The sequence below is a fragment of the Stappia sp. WLB 29 genome (genome assembly GCF_023507705.1).
Lineage (GTDB): Bacteria > Pseudomonadota > Alphaproteobacteria > Rhizobiales > Stappiaceae > Stappia.
Genome location: NZ_JALBGD010000001.1, coordinates 412073 through 434871, shown reverse-complemented (window position 1 = coordinate 434871; position 22799 = coordinate 412073). Strand labels below are relative to the sequence as shown.

Here is a 22799-nt window from a genome sequence, read left to right as displayed (position 1 = left end):
CCAGTCCGGCGGATCGTCAGCAGGCGGCCCGCCGGAACACCAGAAGCGGCAACGTCATGCTCTATTTCGCACGCTGGAAGGTCACGCTGATCGTCCTCGTCATTCTCGCCGGGGCGATCACCACCCTGCCGAACTTCCTGTCGCCTGCGGCCTTGCGCGCGTTGCCGGACTGGTTGCCCTCTCGCCAGATCGTGCTGGGTCTGGATCTTCAGGGCGGCGCCTATCTCCTCTACGAGGTGGACCGCGCCGATTACGTGCAGAAGCGGCTGAAGACGCTGGAAGGCGACATCCGCCAGAAGCTGCGCGACGAGCCGCGCATCGGCTATACCGGCCTCGGCGTGCAGGGCAACGGCGTGCAGGTGCGCATCCGCGACACCGCGCGGCTCGACGATGCCCGCACCCGGCTGAACGAGCTGACCAACCCGCTGGTGACCAACCTGTTCGGCGGCCAGACCGTCAACGAGTTCGCCATCGACGTGGCCGACGACGGCCTTGTCCGCTTCACCTATACCGAGCAGGGCCTGACCCAGCGCATCAGCACCATCGTGCAGCAGTCGATCGAGGTGATTCGACTGCGTCTCGACGAGTTCGGCACGACGGAGCCGAGCATCCAGCGCCAGGGCGAGGACCGCATCCTCGTGGAAGCGCCGGGCGAGGGTGATCCCCAGCGCCTGAAGGAGCTGATCGGCCAGACCGCGCAGCTCACCTTCCACATGGTCGACCAGTCGATGTCGCCGGAGCAGGCACTGCAGAGCCGCCCGCCGGTCGGCACCGTCGTCATGTATTCCATGGACGATCCGCCGTTCCCGTATCTGCTGGAGGAAACCCCGCTGCTGACGGGCGAGGATCTGGTGGATGCGCAGGTGTCCTTCGATTCGCGCAGCAACGAGCCGGTGGTCAATTTCCGCTTCAACACCTCGGGCGCGCGCACCTTCTCGGTCGCGACTCAACGCAATGTCGGCCGTCCCTTCGCCATCGTCCTCGACAACGAGGTGATCTCTGCCCCGGTCATCCGGGAGCCGATCACCGGCGGTTCGGGCCAGATTTCCGGCAGCTTCACCGTGGAAAGCGCCAACGACCTCGCCGTGCTGCTGCGCGCCGGCGCCCTGCCGGCCAAGCTGTCGGTGGTGGAGGAGCGCTCCATCGGTCCGGGCCTGGGGCAGGATTCGGTCGATGCGGGCCGCATCGCCGCGCTGATCGGCGGCGTGTTGGTGATCGGATTCATGATCCTCGCCTATGGCCGGTTCGGCGTCATCGCCGATATTGCGCTGGCGACGAACATCGTGATGATCTTCGGCGCCCTGACCACATTGCAGGCCACGCTGACACTGCCGGGCATCGCCGGCATCGTGCTCACCATCGGCATGGCGGTCGATGCCAACGTGCTCATCTTCGAGCGCATCCGCGAGGAATTGCGCGCCGGGCGGTCCGCCATCAGCGCCATCGACGCGGGCTATTCGCGGGCGCTGGGAACCATCCTCGACGCCAACATCACGACGCTCATTGCGGCGCTCATCCTCTTCCAGCTCGGCTCCGGCCCGATCCGCGGCTTTGCCGTGACGCTGGCCATCGGCATCTTCACGACGGTCTTCTCGGCCTTCACGGTGTCGCGCCTGCTCGTGTCCTTGTGGGTGCGCTGGAAGCGCCCGAGCAAACTGACGCTCTGAGCGCCGGGAGAAAAGACCATGCTCTTGAAGATTGTCCCGGAAAACACCCACATCGCCTTCATGAGGATGAGGACCGTGTCCTATCCGCTGTCGGCGATCATGTTCCTTGCCTCGATCGCGCTGTTCTTCTCGGTCGGCCTGAATTTCGGCATCGACTTTCGCGGCGGCACCGTTTTCGAGATGAAGACGATGGAGTCGCCCGCCGACATCGCCTCGATCCGCACTCAGCTCGGCACGCTCAATCTCGGCGATGTCCAGGTGCAGCAGTTCGGCGGCCCGGACGAGGTTCTGGTGCGCGTGCAGCAGCCGGAAGGCGGCGAGATGGCACAGCAGGCGGTCGTGTCGCTGGTGCGCGAGAGCTTCGCCGAGAGCGTCGAGTTCCGCCGCGTCGAGGTTGTCGGCCCGCGCGTGTCCGGCGAGCTGGCCCAAGCCGGCCTGATCGCCGTCGTCGCCTCGCTGCTCGTCATCCTGTTCTACATCTGGTTCCGCTTCGAGTGGCATTTCGCCGTCGGCGCGATCCTGACGACGATCAACGATATCGTCGTCACGGTAGGCTTGTTCGTGGTGCTGCAGCTCGACTTCTCGCTGTCGAGCATCGCGGCGATCCTGACGATCATCGGTTATTCGCTGAACGACACCGTGGTCGTCTATGACCGCGTGCGCGAGAACCTGCGCAAATACAAGAAGCAGCCGTTGCCGGACCTGCTCGACCGCTCGATCAACGAGATGCTGTCGCGCACGGTGATGACCTCGCTGACCACGCTGCTGGCGCTCGCCGCACTCTACTTCTTCGGCGGCGAGGTGATCCGCTCCTTCACGCTGGCGATGATCTTCGGCGTGGTGATCGGCACCTATTCGTCGATCTTCCTGGCCGCGCCGTTCCTGATCCTGCTGAACCTGCGCCCGTCGAGCATTGCCGGCGAGGACGGGGACACGCCGGGCGGCGGCGAGGGCAAGGCGTCGGCGGGCGGCTCCCCGGCCGCCTCCGCCTGATCGCCGGCGAGGGAGACCAGCACATGGCCGGCCGCGGACAGGGCATCGTCATTCGCGACGCGCACTTTCCCGGCCGCGCGCCGATCGAGGCCTACGGCAATGGCGGCTTCCGCTTTGCCGGCATGTCGCATCGCGGCTCGATCCTGTGCGTTCCCAGCGGCATCTACGGGTTTGCGGACCTGGCACCGAAGCAGCTCGACCGGGATGCGCTGGAGCGCGTCTTCGAGGAGGTCGCGGATATCGAGGTGCTGCTGGTCGGCACCGGGGCGGACCTCGTGCCGCTGACCGCGGACCTGCGCTCCGCAGCGCGCGAAGCCGGCATCATGGCCGATCCGATGTCCACCGGCGCGGCAGTCAGGACCTACAATGTGCTTCTCTCCGAGGACCGGGCGGTCGCCGCGGTCCTGCTGGCAGTGGACTGACCGGTCCCGTCCGGCCGCCGTCCCGCATTCTTCTGCCCGTTCCGGGCTCCCCATTTCCCGTTCGCGCGCTAGGTGTCCCTGAATGTGGGCCAAGGATGGCACGGGGGACGGCCATTGCCTCTCCCTCGTGCGCAAGTTCGACTTCGACCGTTACCTGTCGCTGCTCTACACCGGTGGAGCGGCGCGGGACGGGCTTGCCGCGCTCTATGCGTTCAACATGGAGATCGCGCGGGCGCGCGAGATCGTCTCCGATCCCATGCCCGGCGAGATCCGCTTCCAGTGGTGGCGCGACACGCTGGAGGCGCCGCCAGGAGCCGATGTCGACCAGCACCCGGTTGCCGGCGCGATACGCCAGACGATTGCCGCCAATTCCCTGCCGCTCGCGCCGTTCGTCAATCTGATCGACGCGCGGGTCTTCGACCTCTACGACGACCCGATGCCGACGCTCGGCGATCTGGAGGGTTATGCGGGGGAGACCTCGTCGGTGCTGATTCAGCTGGCCGCGATGATCCTCTGCGAGGGGCGCGATCCGGGCACGGCGGAGGCGGCCGGCCATGCCGGCGTCGCCTATGCCATCACCGGCCTATTGCGCGCTCTGCCCTGGCATGCGCGCCGCCGCCAGCTCTACCTGCCCGGGGACATGCTTGATGCGCATGGCGTCGACCGCGAGCGCGTGTTCGCAGGCGAGGCGACGCCGGAGCTGAAGGGCGTGATCTCGGATCTCGTCGCCATCGCCCGCCGGCATCTCGATGCCCTGCGCCGGCGCATCGGCGACGTTCCGGGCGAGGCGATCCCCGCCTTTCTGCCGGTCTGCCTGGCGGAACCGCTGCTGTCGCGGATCGAGCGGCGCGGCGAGGATCCGCTGAACACGGTCGTCGACCTGTCGCCGCTCGCCAAGCATTGGATCCTGTGGCGCTCCTGGCGCCGCGCACGCAAGCGCTGCCGCAGCTCCACCGCGTGAGCTGCGGCTTGCCGCATTCGGCGGCGTCGCGCGGCATGCCCTGTTTGTGCGCGCCGCTTCTCGCCTATTCGGCGGCGTCGCGCACGGGTACGGTGCCGGCGATCCAGCGGGCGAAGTCCGTGCGGGCGCGGCGGGTCATCGCGAGCTTCTTCGCCCTGGTCTTGTCCTTGCCCTTCAGCCGGCGGCCGTCCTCGTCGGTCTTCGGCGCCTCGATCGGCGGGAACAGGCCGAAATTCACGTTCATGGGCTGGAACGAGCGCGGGCCCGGCTCGTCGCGCAGGATATGCCCGCCGGTGATGTGGCCGAGCAGGGCGCCCATCGCGGTCGTCTCCGGCGGCGGCGGGCAGGCCTCGCCCAGCCGCTCGGCCGCTGCGAAGAGGCCCGCCATGCAGCCGACGCTCGCCGATTCCACATAGCCCTCGCAGCCCGTCACCTGGCCGGCGAAGCGCAGCGCCGGGCGGCTCTTCAGCCGCAGCGTGCCGTCCAGCAGCTTCGGCGAGTTGAGGAACGTGTTGCGGTGCAGGCCGCCGAGCCGCGCGAAGACCGCGTCCTCGAGCCCCGGGATCATCCGGAACACCTCGAGCTGCGCCCCGTGCTTCAGCTTCGTCTGGAAGCCGACCATGTTGTAGAGCGTGCCGAGAGCGTTGTCCTGGCGCAGCTGGACCACCGCATAGGGCTTCTGGTCCGGCTTGTGCGCGTTGGTCAGGCCCATCGGCTTCATCGGCCCGTGGCGCAGGGTCTCGCGGCCGCGCTCGGCCATCACCTCGATGGGCAGGCAGCCGTCGAAATAGGGCGTGTTCTCCTCCCACTCCTTGAACTCCGCCTTGGGGGCGGCGATCAGGGCGTCGATGAAGGCCTCGTATTGCGCCTTGTCCATCGGGCAGTTGATGTAGTCCTTGCCCGAGCCGCCGGGGCCGGGCTTGTCGTAGCGCGACTGGAACCAGCAGGTGTCGAGGTCGACGCTGTCGAAATGCAGGATCGGCGCGATGGCGTCGAAGAAGGCGAGGGCATCCTCGCCGGTCGCCTCCAGAATCGCCTGAGACAGGGCGGGCGAGGTCAGCGGCCCGGTGGCGATGATGACGCTGTCCCAGTCCGCGGGCGGCAGGCCGGCGATCTCCTCGCGCCGGATGGTGATCAAAGGATGCGCTTCGAGCGCTGCGGTGACGGCGGCGGCAAAGCCGTCGCGGTCGACGGCGAGCGCCCCGCCGGCCGGCACCTGGTGCGCATCGGCGCTGGCCATGATCAGCGAGCCGGCGTCGCGCAGCTCCGCATGCAGCAACCCGACGGCATTCTGCTCGGCATCGTCGGAGCGGAAGGAGTTGGAGCAGACCAGCTCGGCAAGGTCCTGCGTCTTGTGCGCATCGGTGCCGCGCACCGGGCGCATCTCGTGCAGCACCACCGGCACGCCGCGCCGGGCGAGCTGCCAGGCTGCCTCCGAACCGGCAAGGCCACCGCCGATGACATGAACTGGCTGCATCTCGCTACACTCTCCGCGCTGTCGTTCCCAGTGGCAGATGCCGTCCGGGCGTGTCCGTTTCAAGGCTGACTTACCGCGTCCCCTTCCATCAGGCAAACGCAGGAAGGATAACAGAGGGGACAAGGGCCGGGGGAGCACGATGATTCGGGATGGGAATGCGGGACGGCGGGGCATGGCGCCGCGCGGCAAGGCGTTGCTTGCGCTCGGTGGCCTGCTGCTGGCCGGCTGCGCCGGACAGGCCTCCGGCAATATCGGCGGCTGGTACTCGGCGCGCGGCGGCGTCGCGCCCTCCGGCACCCGCATCTATGTCTGCCATGCCTTCGGCTGCGCGCTGAAGACGCCCTTCGACTTCTCGCCCGCCCATATGCGCCGCCTCAAGGCGATCCTCGCCAGGGGGCGCAAATCGCCGGCGGCCGAGCGCGCGGCGATTGCCGAGGCCGTCGCCTGGTCGGAAAAGACCATCGGTCCGGTCGTCGGCTCCGACAAGGATGTCGGCGGCTACGATCTGCACAATGCCGGCGTGCCGGGACAGATGGACTGCATCGACGAGGCGACCAACACCACCAGCGTGCTCAGCGTCGCCGCCCGCGCCGGCTATCTCGCCCATCATCGGGTGGCCAGTCCCGTGGCGCGCGGCTTCTTCCTCGACGGCCGCTATCCGCATGCGACGGCGGTGGTGCGCGAGACCGAGGGCGGCGCAGCCTTCGCGGTCGATTCCTGGCCGGAGGCGAATGGTGTCCCGCCGGTGATCATGCCGCTGGACGCCTGGTTCGCCGAGCGCAGCTGAGCGCCCTCGCGATTGTCCGCAAGGGCGAGGGCGCATTTTTCGGAAAAGACCTCTGCAAGATCTGCAGGCAGCCGCTTTCGTTTTTCACTGGGCGAAAGCGGCTGCCTGCTTGTGGGTCTTGCGTATTGCGCAAGCATGTTTTGAGTCGACGCGGGGGCCGGAAAAGAAAAAAGCAAGGCACAAGGCCTTGCTTTCTAGGTTTCGCGTATCGCACCTTCGTTCGCCAAAGGCAAAAAAGATCTGTTTCGGCGGGCAGCAGTCAGTTACGACGCGCCAGAAGGCTCTTCCTCCCAAGACTCAGACCGCGATGTCTGTTTTTCGGCAAATTAAGCCTTGCAGCTTCTTGCCTTGTTATGAGAACGGACCATAGCGCATCGTTATCCCCTTGTCACCATTTTGTGCAAGGGCAGCCCAATTTTTTTGCGGGCAGGGGGTTGAACTCGCGCGGCTCTGAACGGGTCGCGCGATTTTCGCGGTTTCCCGCCACCTTCGGCACTGGCAGGACTTGTGTTTTCCCGGCGCATGCGCTTTCACTGCGCAAACTTCAGGCGTTGCAATCGCGCGCCGTTCCTGCCAGCCACCGAAGTCCGAGAAGCACGCCGATGCGCCTGTCCCGCACCTTTCTCCCCATTCTCAAGGAAACGCCGAAGGAGGCGGAAATCGTCTCGCATCGGCTGATGCTGCGTGCGGGCCTGATCCGTCAGGAGGCGGCCGGCATCTATGCCTGGCTGCCGATGGGCCTGCGGGTGCTGCGCAAGATCGAGCAGATCGTGCGCGAGGAGCAGAACCGGGCCGGCGCGCAGGAACTCCTGATGCCGACGATCCAGCCGGCCGACCTGTGGCGCGAGAGCGGGCGCTACGACGCCTATGGCAAGGAGATGCTGCGCATCGCCGACCGGCACGAGCGCGAGATGCTGTACGGGCCGACCAACGAGGAGATGATCACCGACATCTTCCGGGCCTCGGTGCGCTCCTACAAGGACCTGCCGCTCAACCTCTACCACATCCAGTGGAAGTTCCGCGACGAGGTGCGCCCGCGCTTCGGCATCATGCGCGGCCGCGAGTTCCTGATGAAGGACGCCTATTCCTTCGATCTGGACAAGGAAGGGGCGCGCCATGCCTACAACCGCATGTTCGTCGCCTATCTGCGCACCTTTGCCCGCATGGGCCTGCAGGCGATCCCGATGCGCGCCGACACCGGTCCCATCGGCGGCGACATGAGCCACGAGTTCATCATCCTCGCCTCTACCGGCGAGAGCGAGGTGTTCTGCGACAAAGCGATCCTCGAGCTGCCGATCCCGGGCGCGGACACGGACTTCGACGCCGACCTGACCCCGGTCATCGACGCCTGGACGACTCCTTACGCGGCGACCGACGAGATGCACGATGCAGCCGCCTACGAGGCGGTCGCGGAGGAGGCGCGCATGTCGGCGCGCGGCATCGAGGTCGGCCACATCTTCTATTTCGGCACCAAGTATTCCGAGCCGATGGGGGCGAAGGTCGCCGGCCCGGACGGCATCGAGGTGCCGGTGCACATGGGCTCCTACGGCGTCGGCGTGTCGCGTCTTCTGGGCGCGATCATCGAGGCGCATCACGACGAAGCGGGAATCAAGTGGCCGGCCTCGGTCGCCCCGTTCCATGTCGGCCTCGTCAACATGAAGCCGGGCGATGCGGAGGCGGACGCGGCCTGTGCCGACCTGGAGCGCCAGCTGACCGCCGCCGGCATCGAGGTGCTTGTGGATGACGTCGACACGAGGGCGGGGGCGAAGTTCGCGACAATGGACCTCATCGGCCTGCCGTGGCAGCTTATCGTCGGACCGCGCGGCCTCAAGGACGGCGTGGTCGAGATCAAGAACCGGGCAAGCGGCGAGCGCAGCACGGTTTCGCCACAGGAAGCTGTCACTCGTCTCGTCGGCGAGCTGGCGTCCTGACCAGGGGCCGGCCCCGCGGGGCCGGCATCCCGGGCGCGGGGGCCACCGCCGCCGGCTGAACCTGCCCGGGCAAGACCGCCCGGTCGCGACTGGCACAGGGAATGGGAATGAACGCAGCCGCAAAGCCTGGAGCCGGGTCGGCGAAGTCCGTCGACACGCCGGCCTTCGCCCGGTTCGAATGGATGCTGGCAGGGCGGTATCTCCGCTCGCGGCGCCGCGAGGCGTTCATCTCCGTCATCGCCGGCTTCTCCTTCCTCGGCATCATGCTGGGCGTGGCGACGCTGATCATCGTCATGGCGGTGATGAACGGCTTCCGCGGTGAACTTCTGTCCAAGATCCTCGGCATCAACGGCCACCTGCTGGTGCAGCCCATCGGCAGCGAGCTGGACGACTATGATGCCGTCGCCGCGCGGATCGAGAATCTCGAGGGCGTCACCTTCACGCTGCCCTTCGTCGAGGGGCAGGCGCTGATTTCCGGTCCCTCCGGCGCCTTCGGCGCCTTGGTGCGCGGCGTGCGCGAGGCCGACATGGTCAAGCTGCCGCTGGTCGCCAGCACGGTCGGTGTCGGCACGCTGGAAGGCTTCGACACGGCCGGCGGCCTTGCCATCGGCACGCGCATGGCGCGCCAGCTCGGCGTCACCGTCGGCGACACGGTCACCCTCGTCGTGCCGCGCGGCAATGTTACCGCGCTCGGCGTCACCCCGCGGGTCAAGGGCTATCCGGTGCGCGCGATCTTCGAGATCGGCATGTCGGAATACGACGGCACCATCGCCTTCATGCCGCTGGAGGAGGCGCAGCTCTTCTTCAACCAGGAAGGCATCGTCACCGGCATCGAGGTCTTCACGGACGATCCCGACAGCGTCGGGCCGATGCGCACCGCGGTGGAGGAGGGGGCGGGGCGGCCCGCCTTCGTCAGCGACTGGCGCGCGCGCAACATGACCTTCTTCTCCGCTCTGGAGGTGGAGCGGAACGTGATGTTCCTGATCCTCACCCTGATCGTGCTGGTGGCGGCGCTCAACATCATTTCCGGCATGACCATGCTGGTGAAGGACAAGGGCCGCGACATCGCCATCCTGCGCACGATGGGCGCGACGCGCGGCACCATCCTGCGCGTGTTCCTGATCACCGGCGCCAGCATCGGCATCGTCGGCACGCTGGCCGGCTTCGTGCTCGGCTTCGTCGTCTGCCTCAATGTCGAGAGCATCCGCCAGGGCATTTCCTGGCTGACCAGCACCGAGCTGTTCTCGCCCGAACTCTATTTCCTCAGCCGCCTGCCGGCCGACATGGACACCGGCGAAACCTTCACCGTCGTGGTGATGGCGATGGTGCTGTCGCTGCTGGCGACCCTCTATCCCGCCTGGCGGGCCGCCAGGCTCGATCCGGTCGAGGCGCTGAGATACGAATGACCATGGCTCACGAACAGGACCAGGCCCTGACCGACGCACTCGGCGACCTGCCGCTGGTGCTTGCCGGCATCAACCGCAGCTTTCGCGAGGGCGAGGGCAAGCTCGACATCCTGGTCGATGCCAACCTCGCGCTGCATCCGGGCGAGCTCGTCGCCCTGGTCGCCCCTTCGGGCGCCGGCAAGTCGACCCTGCTGCATATCGCCGGCCTGCTGGAGCGGCCCGACAGCGGCGAGGTCTATGTCGGCGGGCTGGCCTGCGGCAGCATGGAAGATGCCGAACGCACGCGCATGCGCCGCACCGAGCTCGGCTTCGTCTACCAGTTCCACCATCTGCTGCCCGAGTTCACGGCGCTGGAGAACCTCGTCATCCCGCAGTTGATCCGCGGGCTCGACAAGCGCGAGGCGGAGGAGCGGGCGAGCCAGCTGCTCGATTACATGCGTCTCGGCAACCGGGCGAGCCATCGCCCGTCGGAGCTGTCGGGCGGCGAGCAGCAGCGCGTGGCGATTGCCCGCGCCGTCGCCAATGCGCCGCGCATCCTGCTGGCCGACGAGCCGACCGGCAATCTCGATCCCGGTACCTCCGGCTATGTCTTCGACGCGCTGGTGGCGCTCGTTCGTGCCTCCGGCCTTGCCGCGCTGATCGCCACCCACAACATGGAGCTGGCGGGCCGCATGGACCGCCGCATCACCTTGCGCGACCAGCAGATCATCGAGCTCTGACGTCGTCACCCAGATCCCTCTGCGGTCACTCCGGACGAGCATCGCGAGAGCCCGGGCCTATTGGCTGCCAGAGCGGTTGCGAGGAAACGCCGATGCGCGCCCACGCTCGGCCTGTCGTCCCGGTTTCGGCGAAGCCGAAGACTGGGATCCAGTAACCCCGAACGGTTCGGCTCAGACCCCGACGTCGCCGCGAGCTTCTCTTACCGAACGGATGCCTTCGCAAAACCCACGCGCCCCGGCGGATACGGGCTACCTGCCTTCGCGGGTATGACAGCCGCGGAGGTGGCGATGCGCTCCCGCCTCATGCCCGCTGAAGGTGCCAATGGCTCCGGCTCTCCGGCTTCGCCTGCGGCCGGGAAGACGGCTGAGGAGATTGGCAAAGACCTCACATCCCCTCGGCCGTCACCCCGGCCAAGCGCAGCGTGCGCCGGGGCCCATTCGTTCCCGGAGTGGCAGAGAGGCTTTCTGCCGCTCCCCTACGTTGATGTTGGCGCCCGGTCCTCCAGGGCCGGTTTAACCCTGTGCTAACCATGAGTCGTGCCGTCGGCGTGAGGGGGTTGCACAAAGAACAAAACATGAACATACTCGGATTATCGAGAGTTCACCGAGAGTTCCTGGGTAAGGGAGGCTACCATGTTCGATGAGTTCCGCGACAGTTTTCAGGACCTGGCCGCACTGGCGGCACTGACCCTGTTCGGCACCACCATGCTGCTGTGGAGCAGCGCCATCGCCGAACTGTTGACCGCCTGACGCCTGACGCCTGGGGCGCGCCGGCCGCCCGTGTGAAATGCGCGGTGCATGGCATGCCCATATCTGGGGATCGGCGGACGCGACGGGTCGACATCGGCGGGCGGACGGGAAACACTGTCCGCTCGACCACGACAGGCGGCCGCCTTTCCCGATCGCGCAACAGCCCTGATCGCATGCGCGCCGCCCGGCACTTTCGGCAGGCAGGAACGGCGGGTACAGATGAGCGATCCCGGCTTCGTCCATCTCAGGGTCCATTCGGCCTATTCGCTGCTGGAAGGCGCGCTGCCGATCGGCAAGCTCGTAGGGCTCGCCAGCGCCGACGGCCAGCCGGCGCTCGCCATCACCGACACGTCCAACCTCTTCGGCGCGCTGGAGTTCTCCGACAAGGCCTGGGGCGCCGGCATCCAACCGATCACCGGTGTGCAGCTTGCCGTCGATTTCGGCGACGGCGGCGTGCGCAAGGGGCGGGGCACCGAGCATCTTGGCGACGTGGTGCTGCTGGCCGCGACCGACGAGGGCTACGGCAACCTGATGGACGTGGTCAGCCGCGCCTATCTCGACACCGACCCGTCCATGCGCGCACACATCCCGATCTCGCGCCTGGAGGACCGTTCGGCCGGCGTCATCCTGCTCACCGGCGGCGTCGGCGGTCCGGTCGGCCAGGCGCTGGTCGCCGGCGAGCCGGACAAGGCGCACGCGCGCCTGGCGCGACTCGCCTCAGCCTTCGGCGACCGCCTCTATGTCGAGCTGCAGCGCCACGACATGCCGGAGGAGATCGCCAGCGAGGCCGCGACCCTCCGGCTCGCCTACGAACTCGGCCTGCCGCTGGTCGCCACCAACGAGCCGTTCTTCGCAACCGCCGACGATTACGAGGCGCATGACGCGCTGATCGCGATTGCCGAGGGGCGCGTCATCATCGAGGACGACCGCCGCCGTCTGACGCCGGAGCATCGCTTCAAGACCCGCGCCGAAATGCTTGAACTCTTTGCGGATTTGCCGGAAGCGACGGCGAATACGGTGGAGATCGCCCGGCGCTGCCATGCCCGGCCGCAGAAGCGCTCGCCGATCCTGCCGCAATTCGCCGGCGCCTCCGCCGATCCGGAAGCCGCCTTCATCGCCGAGGTCGAGGAACTGCGGCGGCAGGCGCGCGAGGGTCTGGCGCGCCGGCTCGAGGTGCACGGGCTTGCCGACGACGTCGGCGAGCAGGATTACTGGGACCGGCTCGACTACGAGCTCGGCGTCATCGAGCGCATGCGCTTTCCCGGCTACTTCCTGATCGTTGCCGACTTCATCAAGTGGGCGAAGGCGCAGGATATTCCGGTGGGGCCGGGCCGTGGTTCGGGTGCGGGCTCCCTAGTCGCATGGTCGTTGACCATTACAGACCTAGATCCAATGCGTTATGCGCTTCTGTTCGAGCGATTTCTCAATCCCGAACGCGTGTCGATGCCGGACTTCGACATCGACTTCTGCCAGAACCGGCGCGAAGAGGTCATCCGCTACGTGCAGCGCAAGTACGGGCGCGAGCAGGTGGCGCAGATCATCACCTTTGGAACGCTGCAGGCCCGCGCGGTGCTGCGCGACGTCGGCCGCGTGCTGCAGATGCCCTACGGCCAGGTCGACCGCCTGTCGAAGCTGGTGCCGGCGGTGCCGGGCCAGCCGATCACGCTGGAGCAGGCGATCCGCGACGAGCCGCGCCTGCAGGAGGCGCAGCGCGAGGAGGAGACGGTCGCGCGGCTGCTGGCCATGGCGCAGAAGCTGGAGGGCCTCTACCGCCACGCCTCGACCCACGCTGCCGGCGTCGTCATCGGCGACCGGCCGCTGGAGCAGCTGGTGCCGCTCTACCGCGACCCGCGCTCCGACATGCCGGTCGCCCAGTTCAATATGAAGTGGGTCGAGCAGGCCGGCCTTGTGAAGTTCGACTTCCTCGGCCTCAAGACGCTGACGGTGATCGACACGGCGGTCAAGCTCATCGCCGACAAGGGCGTCACCGTCGACATGGCGAGCCTGCCGATGGACGACCCGGCGACCTACCGCCTGCTTGCGGCCGGCGAGACGGTCGGCGTGTTCCAGCTGGAAAGCCAGGGCATGCGCCGGGCCATCGCCGGCATGAAGCCCGACCGGTTCGAGGACATCATCGCACTGGTGGCGCTGTACCGTCCCGGCCCGATGGACAACATCCCGGTCTACAACGCGGTCAAGCATGGCGAGCAGGAGCCGGATTATCTGCATCCGCTGCTCGAGCCGATCCTGAAGGAGACGAACGGCATCATCGTCTACCAGGAGCAGGTGATGCAGATCGCCCAGGTGCTCTCGGGCTACTCGCTCGGCGAAGCCGACCTGCTGCGCCGCGCCATGGGCAAGAAGATCGCCTCGGAGATGGAGGTGCAGCGCGCCCGGTTCGTCGAGGGCGCGGTCGAGCGCGGCGTCGACAAGGGGCAGGCGGGCACGATCTTCGACCTGGTCGCCAAGTTCGCGAATTACGGCTTCAACAAGTCGCACGCCGCCGCCTATGCGCTCGTTTCCTACCAGACGGCCTGGCTGAAGGCGAACCACCCGGTCGAGTTCATGGCCGCGTCGATGACGCTCGATCTCGGCAACACCGACAAGCTCAGCGACTTCTGCGTCGAGGCGCGGCGGATGGGGATCAAGGTGCTGCCGCCCTCGATCAACCGCTCCGGCGTGCATTTCACCGTCGAGGGCGACAAGATCCGCTACGCCATGGGCGCGATCAAGGGCGTCGGCGAAGGCGTGATGGAGCACATCATCGCCATGCGCGAGGATCGTCCCTTCACCAGCCTCGGCAATTTCTCCTCGCGGGTGAACGCGCGCCAGCTCAACAAGCGGACGCTGGAAAGCCTCGTCAATGCCGGGGCCTTCGACGAACTGGAGGGCAACCGCGCACGGCTCGTCGCCGGGCTCGACCGCATCATCGGCGTCGCCCAGCGGACCGACGAGGAAAAGACCAGCGGCCAGAACGACATGTTCGGCGGCGGCGAGGAGGGCGAGGAGGTGCATCTGCCCGACGCGCAGGCCTGGCTGCCGGAGGAGCAGCTGCAGCGCGAGCAGGCGGCCATCGGCTTCTATCTCTCCGCCCATCCGCTCGATGCCTATCGCCCGCTGCTGGAGCGCATGCGCGTGCAGATGTGGAGCGAGTTCTCGCAGGCCGTGAAGCAGGGCGCCTCCGCCGGCCGTCTCGCCGGCACGGTGCTGGCGCGCCAGGAGCGCAAGACCCGCTCCGGCAACCGCATGGGCATCGTCCGCCTGTCCGATCCCACGGGCCAGTTCGAGGCGCTGCTGTTCTCCGAGGCGCTGGCGCAGTTCCGCGATGCGCTGGAGCCGGGCGTCTCGGTGGTGCTGCTGGTCGGCGCGGACATGCGCGACGACGAGCCGAGCCTGCGCATCCAGTCGGTGCGCCCGCTGGAGGAGGAGGCCTCGCGCGTACAGAAGAGCCTCACCGTCTTCCTGCGCAACGAGCAGGCGGTGTCGCGGCTGTCGCGGCACCTGGGCGACCGGGGCGACGGCGAGGTCAGCGTCGTGGTGCTGTGCGGCGACGGCAACCGCGAGGTCGAGGTCAAGCTGCCGGGCGGCTACCGCCTGACGCCGCAGATGGCCGGCGCGGTCAAGACCATCCCCGGCGTCGTCGAGGTGCAACTGGCCTGACCGGGTCGGGCAGGGGCGACGTCCTGGGAAAGGGGCACGCCCGCTCGCATCCCCTCGGCCGTCACCCCGGCCAAGCGCAGCGCGCACCAAGGCCTATTGGCTGCCAGAGCGGCAGCGAAGATGCGCGACGACGCGCGCCCGTCCTTCAGCCTGTCGTCCCGGTTCAGGCTTGCCGAAGAACGGGATCCAGTAACCCCGAACGGTTCGGCTCAGGCCTCGGCGTTGCGCCCAGCGGCGTACAACTCCCCCCACCGCGACTCACGCGCCTCCGGAACAGCACCGCACCCTCCCGTCGTTCGCATCTTTTTCGCGGCGGGCGAGGCAAAAGGCGGGCCGGCGGGGCTTGTCTTGTGGCGCGCAGGTCAGTATAACGCGCGCATTCCACACGCAGGGTCGGTTTTCGTCACGGACGGGGTCCATCCGGTGTCGGTGCTTGAGCGCTGTCACACCCTGCGGAGGTACAACCGGAAAATCAAGGAGTTGCAAGGCTATGGCCCTGCCCGATTTCACGATGCGCCAGCTGCTGGAAGCCGGTGTCCACTTCGGCCACCAGAAGCACCGCTGGAACCCCAAGATGGGGAACTACATCTTCGGCGTGCGCAACAACATCCACATCCTGGATCTCGCCCAGACCGTGCCGCTGCTGCACCAGGCGCTCAAGACCGTGTCCGACACGGTTGCCGCCGGCGGCCGCGTGCTGCTGGTCGGTACCAAGCGCCAGGCTCAGGAGTCGGTTGCCGACGCGGCCCGCCGTTCGGCCCAGTACCATGTCAACGCCCGCTGGCTCGGCGGCATGCTGACCAACTGGAAGACCATCTCCCAGTCGATCCAGCGCCTGCGCAAGCTGGAAGAGACCCTCGGCAACCCGAGCGGCCTCACCAAGAAGGAGCGGCTGTTCATGGACCGCGAGCGCGAGAAGCTCGAGCGGAACCTGGGCGGCATCAAGGACATGGGCGGCCTGCCGGACCTGATCTTCGTGATCGACACCAACCGCGAGGCCATCGCCATCCAGGAAGCCAAGCGTCTCGGCATCCCGGTCGCCGCGATCGTCGACAGCAACTGCGATCCGGACGGCATCGACTTCCCGGTTCCGGGCAATGACGACGCCGGCCGCGCCATCACCCTCTACTGCGACCTGATCGCGCGCGCTGCCATCGACGGCATCTCCCGCGCCCAGGGCGGCATGGGCATCGACGTCGGTGCCGCCGAGGAGGCTCCGGTGGAGCCGGCGCTGGAAGCTGCCGAGGCGGCTCCCGCGGAAGCGGCTGCAGAAGCCCAGGCCTGACGGGATAGACCCGGGCCGGAGGACATCTTCCGCCGGCTGCCGCCTTTCCGGCGGCGCCTGTCATCATTCTTAAGCATGGCCTCGGCTACAGCTGCCGGGGTGACAACCCGTCAACGAGGCAATCTATGACCATTACCGCTGCGATGGTGAAGGAGCTCCGCGAGAAGACCGGCGCGGGCATGATGGACTGCAAGGCAGCCCTCACCGAGAACAACGGCGACATGGAAGCGGCCATCGACTGGCTGCGGACCAAGGGTCTGGCCAAGGCCGCCAAGAAGGCCGGCCGCGTGGCCGCCGAGGGTCTGGTCGGCGTCGCCGCCGAGGGCACCAAGGCCGCCGTCGTCGAGCTGAACTCCGAGACCGACTTCGTCGCCCGCAACGATGCGTTTCAGGCGCTGGTCTCCGGCACCGCCAAGGCGGCCCTGTCGGTCGGCGGCGATGTCGAGGCTCTCGGCAACGCGACCTTCCCGGGCTCGTCCAAGTCCGTCTCCGATTCGATCAAGGACGCCATCGCGACCATCGGCGAGAACATGTCGCTGCGCCGCGCCGCCGTCCTGTCGGTGTCGTCGGGCGTCGTCGCGACCTATGTCCACAGCGCGATCGCCGACAATCTCGGCAAGATCGGCGTGCTGGTGGCGCTGGAGTCCGAGGGCGATGCCGGCGAGCTCGCAGCCTTCGGCCGCAAGGTCGCCATGCACGTTGCCGCGACCAACCCGCTGTCGCTGAGCGTCGAGGACCTCGATCCGGAGGTCGTGGAGCGCGAGCGCCAGATCTTCGCCGAGCAGGCACGCGAATCGGGCAAGCCGGAGAACATCATCGAGAAGATGGTCGAGGGCCGTCTGCGCAAGTTCTACGAGGAAGTCACCCTCGTGAAGCAGGCCTTCGTGATCGATCCGGACAAGACCGTCGAGCAGGCCGTCGAGGCCTGCGGCAAGGAGCTGGGCAAGCCGGTGAAGCTGGTCGGCTTCGTGCGCTATGCGCTCGGCGAAGGCATCGAGAAAGAAGAGACCGATTTCGCCGCGGAAGTCGCGGCGGCCGTCGGCAACTAAGTCCAGAAGGGCGCCGGTCATTCCGGCGCCCTTCTTCTATGCGCGCAAGCCCGTCCGACGGATCGGCTTGCGTTTTCGTGTCTGCTCAAGACACACTGGCCCTGATCACGACGAGAAGAACAATGACGGGAAAACTCCGCTGGCGGCGCGTGCTGGTCAAGCTCTCCGGCGAGGCGCTGATGGGCTCGCAGGACTTCGGCATCGACCCTGAGACGGTCGGCCGGGTGGCCAAGGAAATTGCCGAGGCGGTCTCGCTCGGCGCCCAGGTCGGCGTCGTCGTCGGCGGCGGCAACATCTTCCGCGGCGTGGCCATCGCCGCCAAGGGCGGCAATCGCGTCACCGGCGACCACATGGGCATGCTGGCCACGGTCATGAACTCGCTGACGCTGGCCGATGCCCTGCGGCGCCTCGGCGTTCCGGCCCGCGTCCTGTCCGCCGTGCCGGTGCCCTCGATCTGCGAGACCTTCACCCAGCGCGGCGCCGAGCGCTACATGGAAGACGGCGACGTCATCGTCTTCGCCGGCGGCACGGGCAACCCGTTCTTCACCACCGACAGCGGCGCGGCCCTGCGTGCGGCCGAGATGCGCTGCGATGCGTTCCTGAAGGGCACCAGCGTCGACGGCGTCTATTCCGACGACCCGAAGAAGGTGCCGGACGCCGAGCGCTACGACACGCTCACCCCCGGCGAGGTGCTGGGGCGCGACCTCAAGGTGATGGACGCCACCGCCATCGCACTGGCGCGCGACAATGCCATTCCCGTCATCGTCTTTTCGATTCGCACCCCCGGCGCCCTGGTCGACGTGATGAACGGTACCGGCCGCTATACGGTGATCTCCGACTAGCAGGGCCGGGCGGCGAGGCATCCCTTGCAAAAGCGCTTGCAGGGCCTTGCCTTTGCGGCCGCCGTCATGGAAATAAGACGCCAAGGGTTTCGAGCCTCCCGGATTTCACGGGAGATGCTGCAATAAGAGAGGACAAGATGGCGGACCAGGGTATCGATTTTGGCGACCTCGAGCGCCGGATGAACGGCGCGCTCGGCGTGCTGAAGACGGATCTCGCCGGCCTTCGCACCGGCCGCGCCTCCGCCAACATGATGGATCCGATCACGGTGAACGCCTACGGATCCGAGATGCCGATCAACCAGGTGGCGACGGTGAGCGTGCCCGAGCCGCGCATGATCTCCGTGCAGGTGTGGGACAAGTCGATGGTCGGCGCTGTGGAGCGCGCCATCCGCGAATCCAACCTCGGCCTCAATCCGGTCGTCGACGGCACCACGCTGCGCCTGCCGATCCCAGAGCTCAACGAGGAGCGCCGCAAGGATCTCATCAAGATCGCGCACAAGTATGCCGAGCAGTCCAAGGTCGCCGTGCGCCATGTGCGCCGCGACGGCATGGACACGCTGAAGAAGCTGGAGAAGGACGGGGCGATCAGCGAGGACGACAGCCGCGTCCACGCCGACAAGGTCCAGAAGATGACCGACGACATGATCGCGGAAATCGATTCCATGCTGGCGAAGAAGGAACAAGAAATCTCCCAGATCTGACCCCAGGATCGCGGTCCGATCCAAGCGGCGGGGAGCACGAGATGACGGTGACGGCTGGCCTTGACGTGTCCGCCCCGGCCGAAGCCGGGGAGCGGATCGCCGTGCCGCGGCACGTCGCCGTCATCATGGACGGCAACGGCCGCTGGGCGGTCTCTCGCGGACTGCCGCGCACCGAAGGCCACCGGGCCGGCGTCACGGCCCTGCGGCGCACCGTCAAGCACGCCGCCCGGCGCGGCGTCGAGGTGCTGACGATCTTCTCCTTCTCCTCCGAGAACTGGAGCCGGCCGGCCGCCGAGGTCGGCTTCCTGATGGCGCTGCTGGAGCGCTTCGTGCGGCGCGACCTTGCCGAGATCCACCGGCAGAACGTGCGGGTGCGGATGATCGGCGAGCGCAGCGGCCTCGAACCGTCGATCCTGTCGCTGATCGAGGAGGGCGAGAACCTTACCCGCGACAATACCGGCATGACCCTCGTCGTCGCCTTCAACTACGGCGCCCGCAACGAGATGGTGCGTGCCATGCGCGCCCTGGCCGAGGATGTTGCTGCGGGCCGCATCGCGCCCGCCGCGGTCGACGAGGCCGCCATTGCTGCGCGGCTCGATACCGCCAGCCTGCCGGATCCCGATCTCGTCATCCGCACCAGCGGCGAGCAGCGGCTCTCCAACTTCCTGCTGTGGCAGTCCGCCTATAGCGAGTTCTATTTCCCCGACCTGCATTGGCCGGACTTCGACGAGGCGGCCTTCGACCGCGCCATCGAGGCCTATTCGGCCCGCGACCGCAGGTTCGGAGGCCTTTCGGCGAAAGTCGCCAGATGACCGGCGGGGCCGCGGGGGGAGGCAGGCCCAGGGCGAGCGAGCTGAAGCTGCGGGTGGTCTCTGCCCTGCTGCTGGCTCCTGCGGTTCTGGCCGTCACCTGGCTCGGCGGCTGGTTCTTCGCCGCCGGTGCGGCGCTCTGCTCCGCTATCCTCCTGCAGGAATGGACGGTGATCGTTCGCGCCGGCCGCCAGCGTCTCGCGGTTCTGGTATCTGCCGCAGGCATTGCCCTGATGCTGGTTGCCGCGGCGCTCGGCCTCGTGCCGCTGGCGCTGGGGCTGGCCTTCGCCTTCGCCGCACTGCTATGGGTGTGGGGGCAGGTCTCGGGCGCAGCGTCCGTCGGCTGGATGGGCACCGGGGTGCTTTATGCCGGCCTGACCGGCGTCGCGCTGATCGCCTTCCGGCACGGTGCGGAAGGCTTCGTGATGATCCTCTTCCTGTTCGCCGTCGTTTGGGCAACCGATATCCTGGCCTATTTCGCCGGCCGGCGGATCGGCGGACCGAAGCTGTGGCCGCGCGTTTCGCCGAAGAAGACCTGGAGCGGTGCGCTCGGCGGGCTGGCTGCAGCCCTTCTCGTCGGCGCCGCGATGGGCGCGCTTGTCGGGCGCGTGCCGCTGTCGCTGTGGATCGTGTCGGCCGGCATCCTGTCGGTCTTCTCGCAGGCCGGCGACCTGCTGGAATCGGCCCTGAAGCGCCATTTCGGCGTCAAGGATTCCGGCCATATCATTCCCGGTCATGGCGGTGTCATGGACCGGGTCGACGGCCTGACGGGCGCCGGCGTGCTCGGCTACCTGGTGGCGGCCGTCCTTGCCGGCTCGCTGGTGGATCCGGTCGGCGCGGTGATCGCCCTGCAGGGATACTGAATTCTTGGCAGGGACATTGAGATCTTGAAGGTGGAAGTCGGCAGCATGGAGACCGCCATGAGCGGGCAGGGGGCAGGTGTGGGCGCGGCCGCGGAGCCGCAGCGCCTGACCGTGCTCGGCGCGACCGGCTCCATCGGCAGCTCCACCCTCGATCTCGTTGCCCGCAACCGCGAGCGGTTCCAGGTGGTGGCGCTCACCGCCAACGACCGCGCAGAAGAGCTGGCGCGCGCCGCTATCGAGGTCGGTGCCGAGCATGCGGTGGTCGCGGACCCTGCCGCCTACCAGCGGCTGAAGGACGCGCTTGCCGGCACCGGCATCACCGCAGCGGCCGGGCCGCAGGCGGTGTGCGAGGCCGCCATGCGCCCTGCCGACATGGTGATTGCGGCCATCGTCGGGGCGGCCGGCCTTGCGCCGACCATCGCGGCGGCGGCGCGCGGCACCACCATCGGCCTTGCCAACAAGGAATGCCTCGTCTGCGCGGGCGATCTGTTCATGGCGGCCGCGCGCAGGGCCTCCGCCACCATCCTGCCGGTCGATTCCGAGCACAATGCCGTGTTCCAGGTGCTGGAGCGCGGCAATCTCGACCAGGTGGAGAAGCTGACGCTGACCGCGTCCGGCGGGCCGTTCCGCACCCTGTCGCTGGAGGAGATGCGCCATGTGTCGCCCGAGGCGGCGCTGCGCCATCCCAACTGGAGCATGGGCGCGCGCATTTCCATCGACAGCGCGACGATGATGAACAAGGGCTTCGAGATCATCGAGGCCTTCCACCTGTTTCCGCTGGGACCGGACCAGCTCGATGTCCTGGTCCATCCGCAATCCGTCGTGCACGGCATGGTGCAGTATCGCGACGGCTCGCTGCTCGCCCAGCTCGGCGCGCCGGACATGCGCACGCCCATCGCGCACTGTCTCGCCTGGCCGCGCCGGATGGCGACGCCGGCACAGCGCCTTGATCTCGCCGCATTGGCAACGCTCAGCTTCGAGGCACCGGACCCGGCGCGGTTCCCGGCCCTGCGCATCGCCCGCGAGGCGATGATCGCGGGCACCGCCGCGACGGCCGCTCTCAATGCTGCAGACGAAATCGCCGTCAGGGCCTTTCTGGATCGCGGGATCGGGTTTCTCGGGATCGCCGCCACGGCGGAGAGGGTGCTGGAGCGCATGGCCGCGTCCGGCGACCTCGTCGAGCCGGGCTGCGTCGACGACGTGCTGCGCATCGATGCCGTCGCCCGGGCCGCGGCGCGGGAATCGATTGCGGCACGGGCGGGCTGAGGCCCGCGAACGGGTTGTTAATATGCAAGGACGAAACTGCCGGTCCGGCAAGGAGATGACATGGAACTGATCGGATCGCTGTTCGGGTCTTTCGCAGGCTACGCCCTGCCGTTCCTGTTCGTGCTCACCGTGGTCGTGTTCTTCCACGAGCTCGGCCACTTCCTGGTGGCGCGCTGGTGCGGGGTGCGGGTGCAGGCCTTTTCGGTCGGCTTCGGGCCGGAACTGTTCGGCCGCAACGACCGCCACGGCACGCGCTGGAAGCTCTCGGTCATTCCGCTCGGCGGCTACGTCAAATTCGCCGGCGACGAGAACGAGGCGAGCGTACCCGACCAAGAGGCGCTTGCCCGCATGAGCGAGGAGGAGCGCGCCGGCGCCTTCCAGACCAAGCCGGTCTCGCGCCGCGCGGCCATCGTCGCCGCCGGCCCCATCGCCAATTTCATTCTCGCCATCGTCATCTTCGCGCTGCTGTTCGGCCTGTTCGGCCGGCCGGAGATCTCGCCGCGCGTCGACGCGGTCCAGCCCGACAGCGCTGCCCAGGCCGCCGGCCTGATGGAGGGCGACCTGGTGCTGGCCATCGACGGGCAGCGGATCGAGACCTTCTCCGACATGCAGCGCATCGTCAGCGTCAGCGCCGACCTGCCGCTCGCCATGCTGGTGGATCGTGGCGGCCAGCAGCTCACCATCGAGGTGACGCCGCAGCGGCGCGAGATCACCGACCGCTTCGGCAATGTCCAGTCGGTCGGCCTGCTCGGCGTCAGCCGCAGCGCCAGCGAGGAAGACGTGGTGGTCCGTCGCTTCGGCCCTGTCGAGGCCGTCGTGGAGGGCAGCCGCGAGACCTGGTTCGTGGTCACGCGCACCGCCGGCTACCTTGCCGGCATCGTCACGGGCCGCGAATCCGCCGACCAGCTCGGCGGGCCGATCCGCGTGGCGCAGATTTCCGGGCAGGTCGCGACGCTCGGTTTCGGCGCACTGCTCAACCTGACGGCCGTGCTGTCGGTCAGCATCGGCCTTTTGAACCTGCTGCCCATTCCCATGCTCGACGGCGGACACCTGATGTTCTACGCCGCGGAGGCCTTGCGGGGTAAGCCGCTCAGCGAGCGGGCGCAGGAATACGGTTTCCGCATCGGGATCGCCATCGTGCTGTTTCTGATGGTGTTCGCGACTTGGAATGACGTGCTTCACCTGACATCCCTGTAGCGGGACAGGGTAAG

Annotated in this window: 18 protein-coding genes; 17 read left to right on the top strand and 1 reads right to left on the bottom strand. The window is 67.7% G+C overall.

Annotated features, from left to right (window positions below; translation table 11 throughout):
• Positions 1 to 56: 56 nt before the first annotated feature.
• The 4 genes from secD to MNI96_RS02000 all read left to right on the top strand — a co-directional run bounded on the left by secD (position 57) and on the right by MNI96_RS02000 (position 4043).
• Positions 57 to 1667 carry a protein translocase subunit SecD gene (gene secD / locus MNI96_RS02015; RefSeq protein ID WP_249689907.1) on the top strand — a complete coding sequence of 537 codons (1611 nt, stop codon included), beginning with the start codon at positions 57 to 59 and terminating at the stop codon, positions 1665 to 1667.
• A gap of 18 nt (positions 1668 to 1685) precedes the next feature.
• On the top strand, positions 1686 to 2660 hold the full coding sequence (gene secF, locus MNI96_RS02010) for a protein translocase subunit SecF (protein ID WP_249689905.1): 975 nt from the start codon (positions 1686 to 1688) through the stop codon (positions 2658 to 2660).
• 23 nt (positions 2661 to 2683) lie between these two features.
• Positions 2684 to 3082: an Mth938-like domain-containing protein gene (locus tag MNI96_RS02005; protein ID WP_249689903.1), complete on the top strand. Its 399-nt coding sequence runs from the start codon at positions 2684 to 2686 to the stop codon at positions 3080 to 3082.
• Between the two features lie 82 nt (positions 3083 to 3164).
• Complete coding sequence (locus MNI96_RS02000) at positions 3165 to 4043, top strand: phytoene/squalene synthase family protein (RefSeq protein WP_249689901.1); 879 nt, start codon at positions 3165 to 3167, stop codon at positions 4041 to 4043.
• A gap of 64 nt (positions 4044 to 4107) precedes the next feature.
• Here MNI96_RS02000 and trmFO read toward each other — a convergent pair whose 3' ends face one another.
• Positions 4108 to 5520 carry a methylenetetrahydrofolate--tRNA-(uracil(54)-C(5))-methyltransferase (FADH(2)-oxidizing) TrmFO gene (gene trmFO, locus MNI96_RS01995; RefSeq protein WP_249689899.1) on the bottom strand — a complete coding sequence of 471 codons (1413 nt, stop codon included), beginning with the start codon at positions 5518 to 5520 and terminating at the stop codon, positions 4108 to 4110.
• Positions 5521 to 5692: 172 nt separating this feature from the next.
• Between trmFO and MNI96_RS01990 the strand changes: the two genes are divergently transcribed.
• The 13 genes from MNI96_RS01990 to rseP all read left to right on the top strand — a co-directional run bounded on the left by MNI96_RS01990 (position 5693) and on the right by rseP (position 22785).
• On the top strand, positions 5693 to 6307 hold the full coding sequence (locus tag MNI96_RS01990; protein WP_249689897.1) for a hypothetical protein: 615 nt from the start codon (positions 5693 to 5695) through the stop codon (positions 6305 to 6307).
• Positions 6308 to 6909: 602 nt separating this feature from the next.
• Complete coding sequence (gene proS / locus MNI96_RS01985; protein ID WP_249689895.1) at positions 6910 to 8238, top strand: proline--tRNA ligase; 1329 nt, start codon at positions 6910 to 6912, stop codon at positions 8236 to 8238.
• Positions 8239 to 8339: 101 nt separating this feature from the next.
• Entirely contained in the window at positions 8340 to 9644 is a 1305-nt protein-coding gene (locus MNI96_RS01980) for a lipoprotein-releasing ABC transporter permease subunit (RefSeq protein ID WP_502960289.1), read from the top strand.
• Positions 9641 to 10363, top strand: a complete 723-nt coding sequence (locus tag MNI96_RS01975) for an ABC transporter ATP-binding protein (RefSeq protein ID WP_502960288.1) — start codon at positions 9641 to 9643, stop codon at positions 10361 to 10363. Before MNI96_RS01980 ends, MNI96_RS01975 begins: the two co-directional genes overlap by 4 nt.
• Before the next feature lie 969 nt (positions 10364 to 11332).
• Positions 11333 to 14773, top strand: coding sequence for a DNA polymerase III subunit alpha (dnaE, locus tag MNI96_RS01970; RefSeq protein ID WP_249689891.1), 3441 nt, complete (start codon positions 11333 to 11335; stop codon positions 14771 to 14773).
• A 490-nt stretch (positions 14774 to 15263) separates the two neighbouring features.
• Positions 15264 to 16058 (top strand): 30S ribosomal protein S2, encoded by a 795-nt coding sequence (gene rpsB, locus MNI96_RS01965; protein WP_249689889.1) that lies wholly within the window; start codon positions 15264 to 15266, stop codon positions 16056 to 16058.
• A 125-nt stretch (positions 16059 to 16183) separates the two neighbouring features.
• A complete protein-coding gene (gene tsf / locus MNI96_RS01960; RefSeq protein ID WP_249689887.1) occupies positions 16184 to 17107 on the top strand; it encodes a translation elongation factor Ts in 924 nt (307 codons plus the stop codon).
• 122 nt (positions 17108 to 17229) lie between these two features.
• Positions 17230 to 17949: a UMP kinase gene (pyrH, locus tag MNI96_RS01955; RefSeq protein ID WP_249689885.1), complete on the top strand. Its 720-nt coding sequence runs from the start codon at positions 17230 to 17232 to the stop codon at positions 17947 to 17949.
• A 137-nt stretch (positions 17950 to 18086) separates the two neighbouring features.
• Positions 18087 to 18650, top strand: coding sequence for a ribosome recycling factor (frr, locus tag MNI96_RS01950; RefSeq protein WP_249689883.1), 564 nt, complete (start codon positions 18087 to 18089; stop codon positions 18648 to 18650).
• Between the two features lie 41 nt (positions 18651 to 18691).
• Positions 18692 to 19462, top strand: coding sequence for an isoprenyl transferase (locus tag MNI96_RS01945; protein ID WP_249689880.1), 771 nt, complete (start codon positions 18692 to 18694; stop codon positions 19460 to 19462).
• Positions 19459 to 20322 (top strand): phosphatidate cytidylyltransferase, encoded by an 864-nt coding sequence (locus tag MNI96_RS01940; RefSeq protein WP_249689878.1) that lies wholly within the window; start codon positions 19459 to 19461, stop codon positions 20320 to 20322. Before MNI96_RS01945 ends, MNI96_RS01940 begins: the two co-directional genes overlap by 4 nt.
• Before the next feature lie 57 nt (positions 20323 to 20379).
• Positions 20380 to 21588 carry a 1-deoxy-D-xylulose-5-phosphate reductoisomerase gene (gene dxr, locus MNI96_RS01935; RefSeq protein ID WP_249689876.1) on the top strand — a complete coding sequence of 403 codons (1209 nt, stop codon included), beginning with the start codon at positions 20380 to 20382 and terminating at the stop codon, positions 21586 to 21588.
• A gap of 60 nt (positions 21589 to 21648) precedes the next feature.
• The gene (rseP, locus tag MNI96_RS01930; RefSeq protein WP_249689873.1) at positions 21649 to 22785 is read left to right on the top strand and encodes an RIP metalloprotease RseP; all 1137 of its coding nucleotides are present in this window, start codon (positions 21649 to 21651) and stop codon (positions 22783 to 22785) included.
• Positions 22786 to 22799 lie beyond the last annotated feature (14 nt).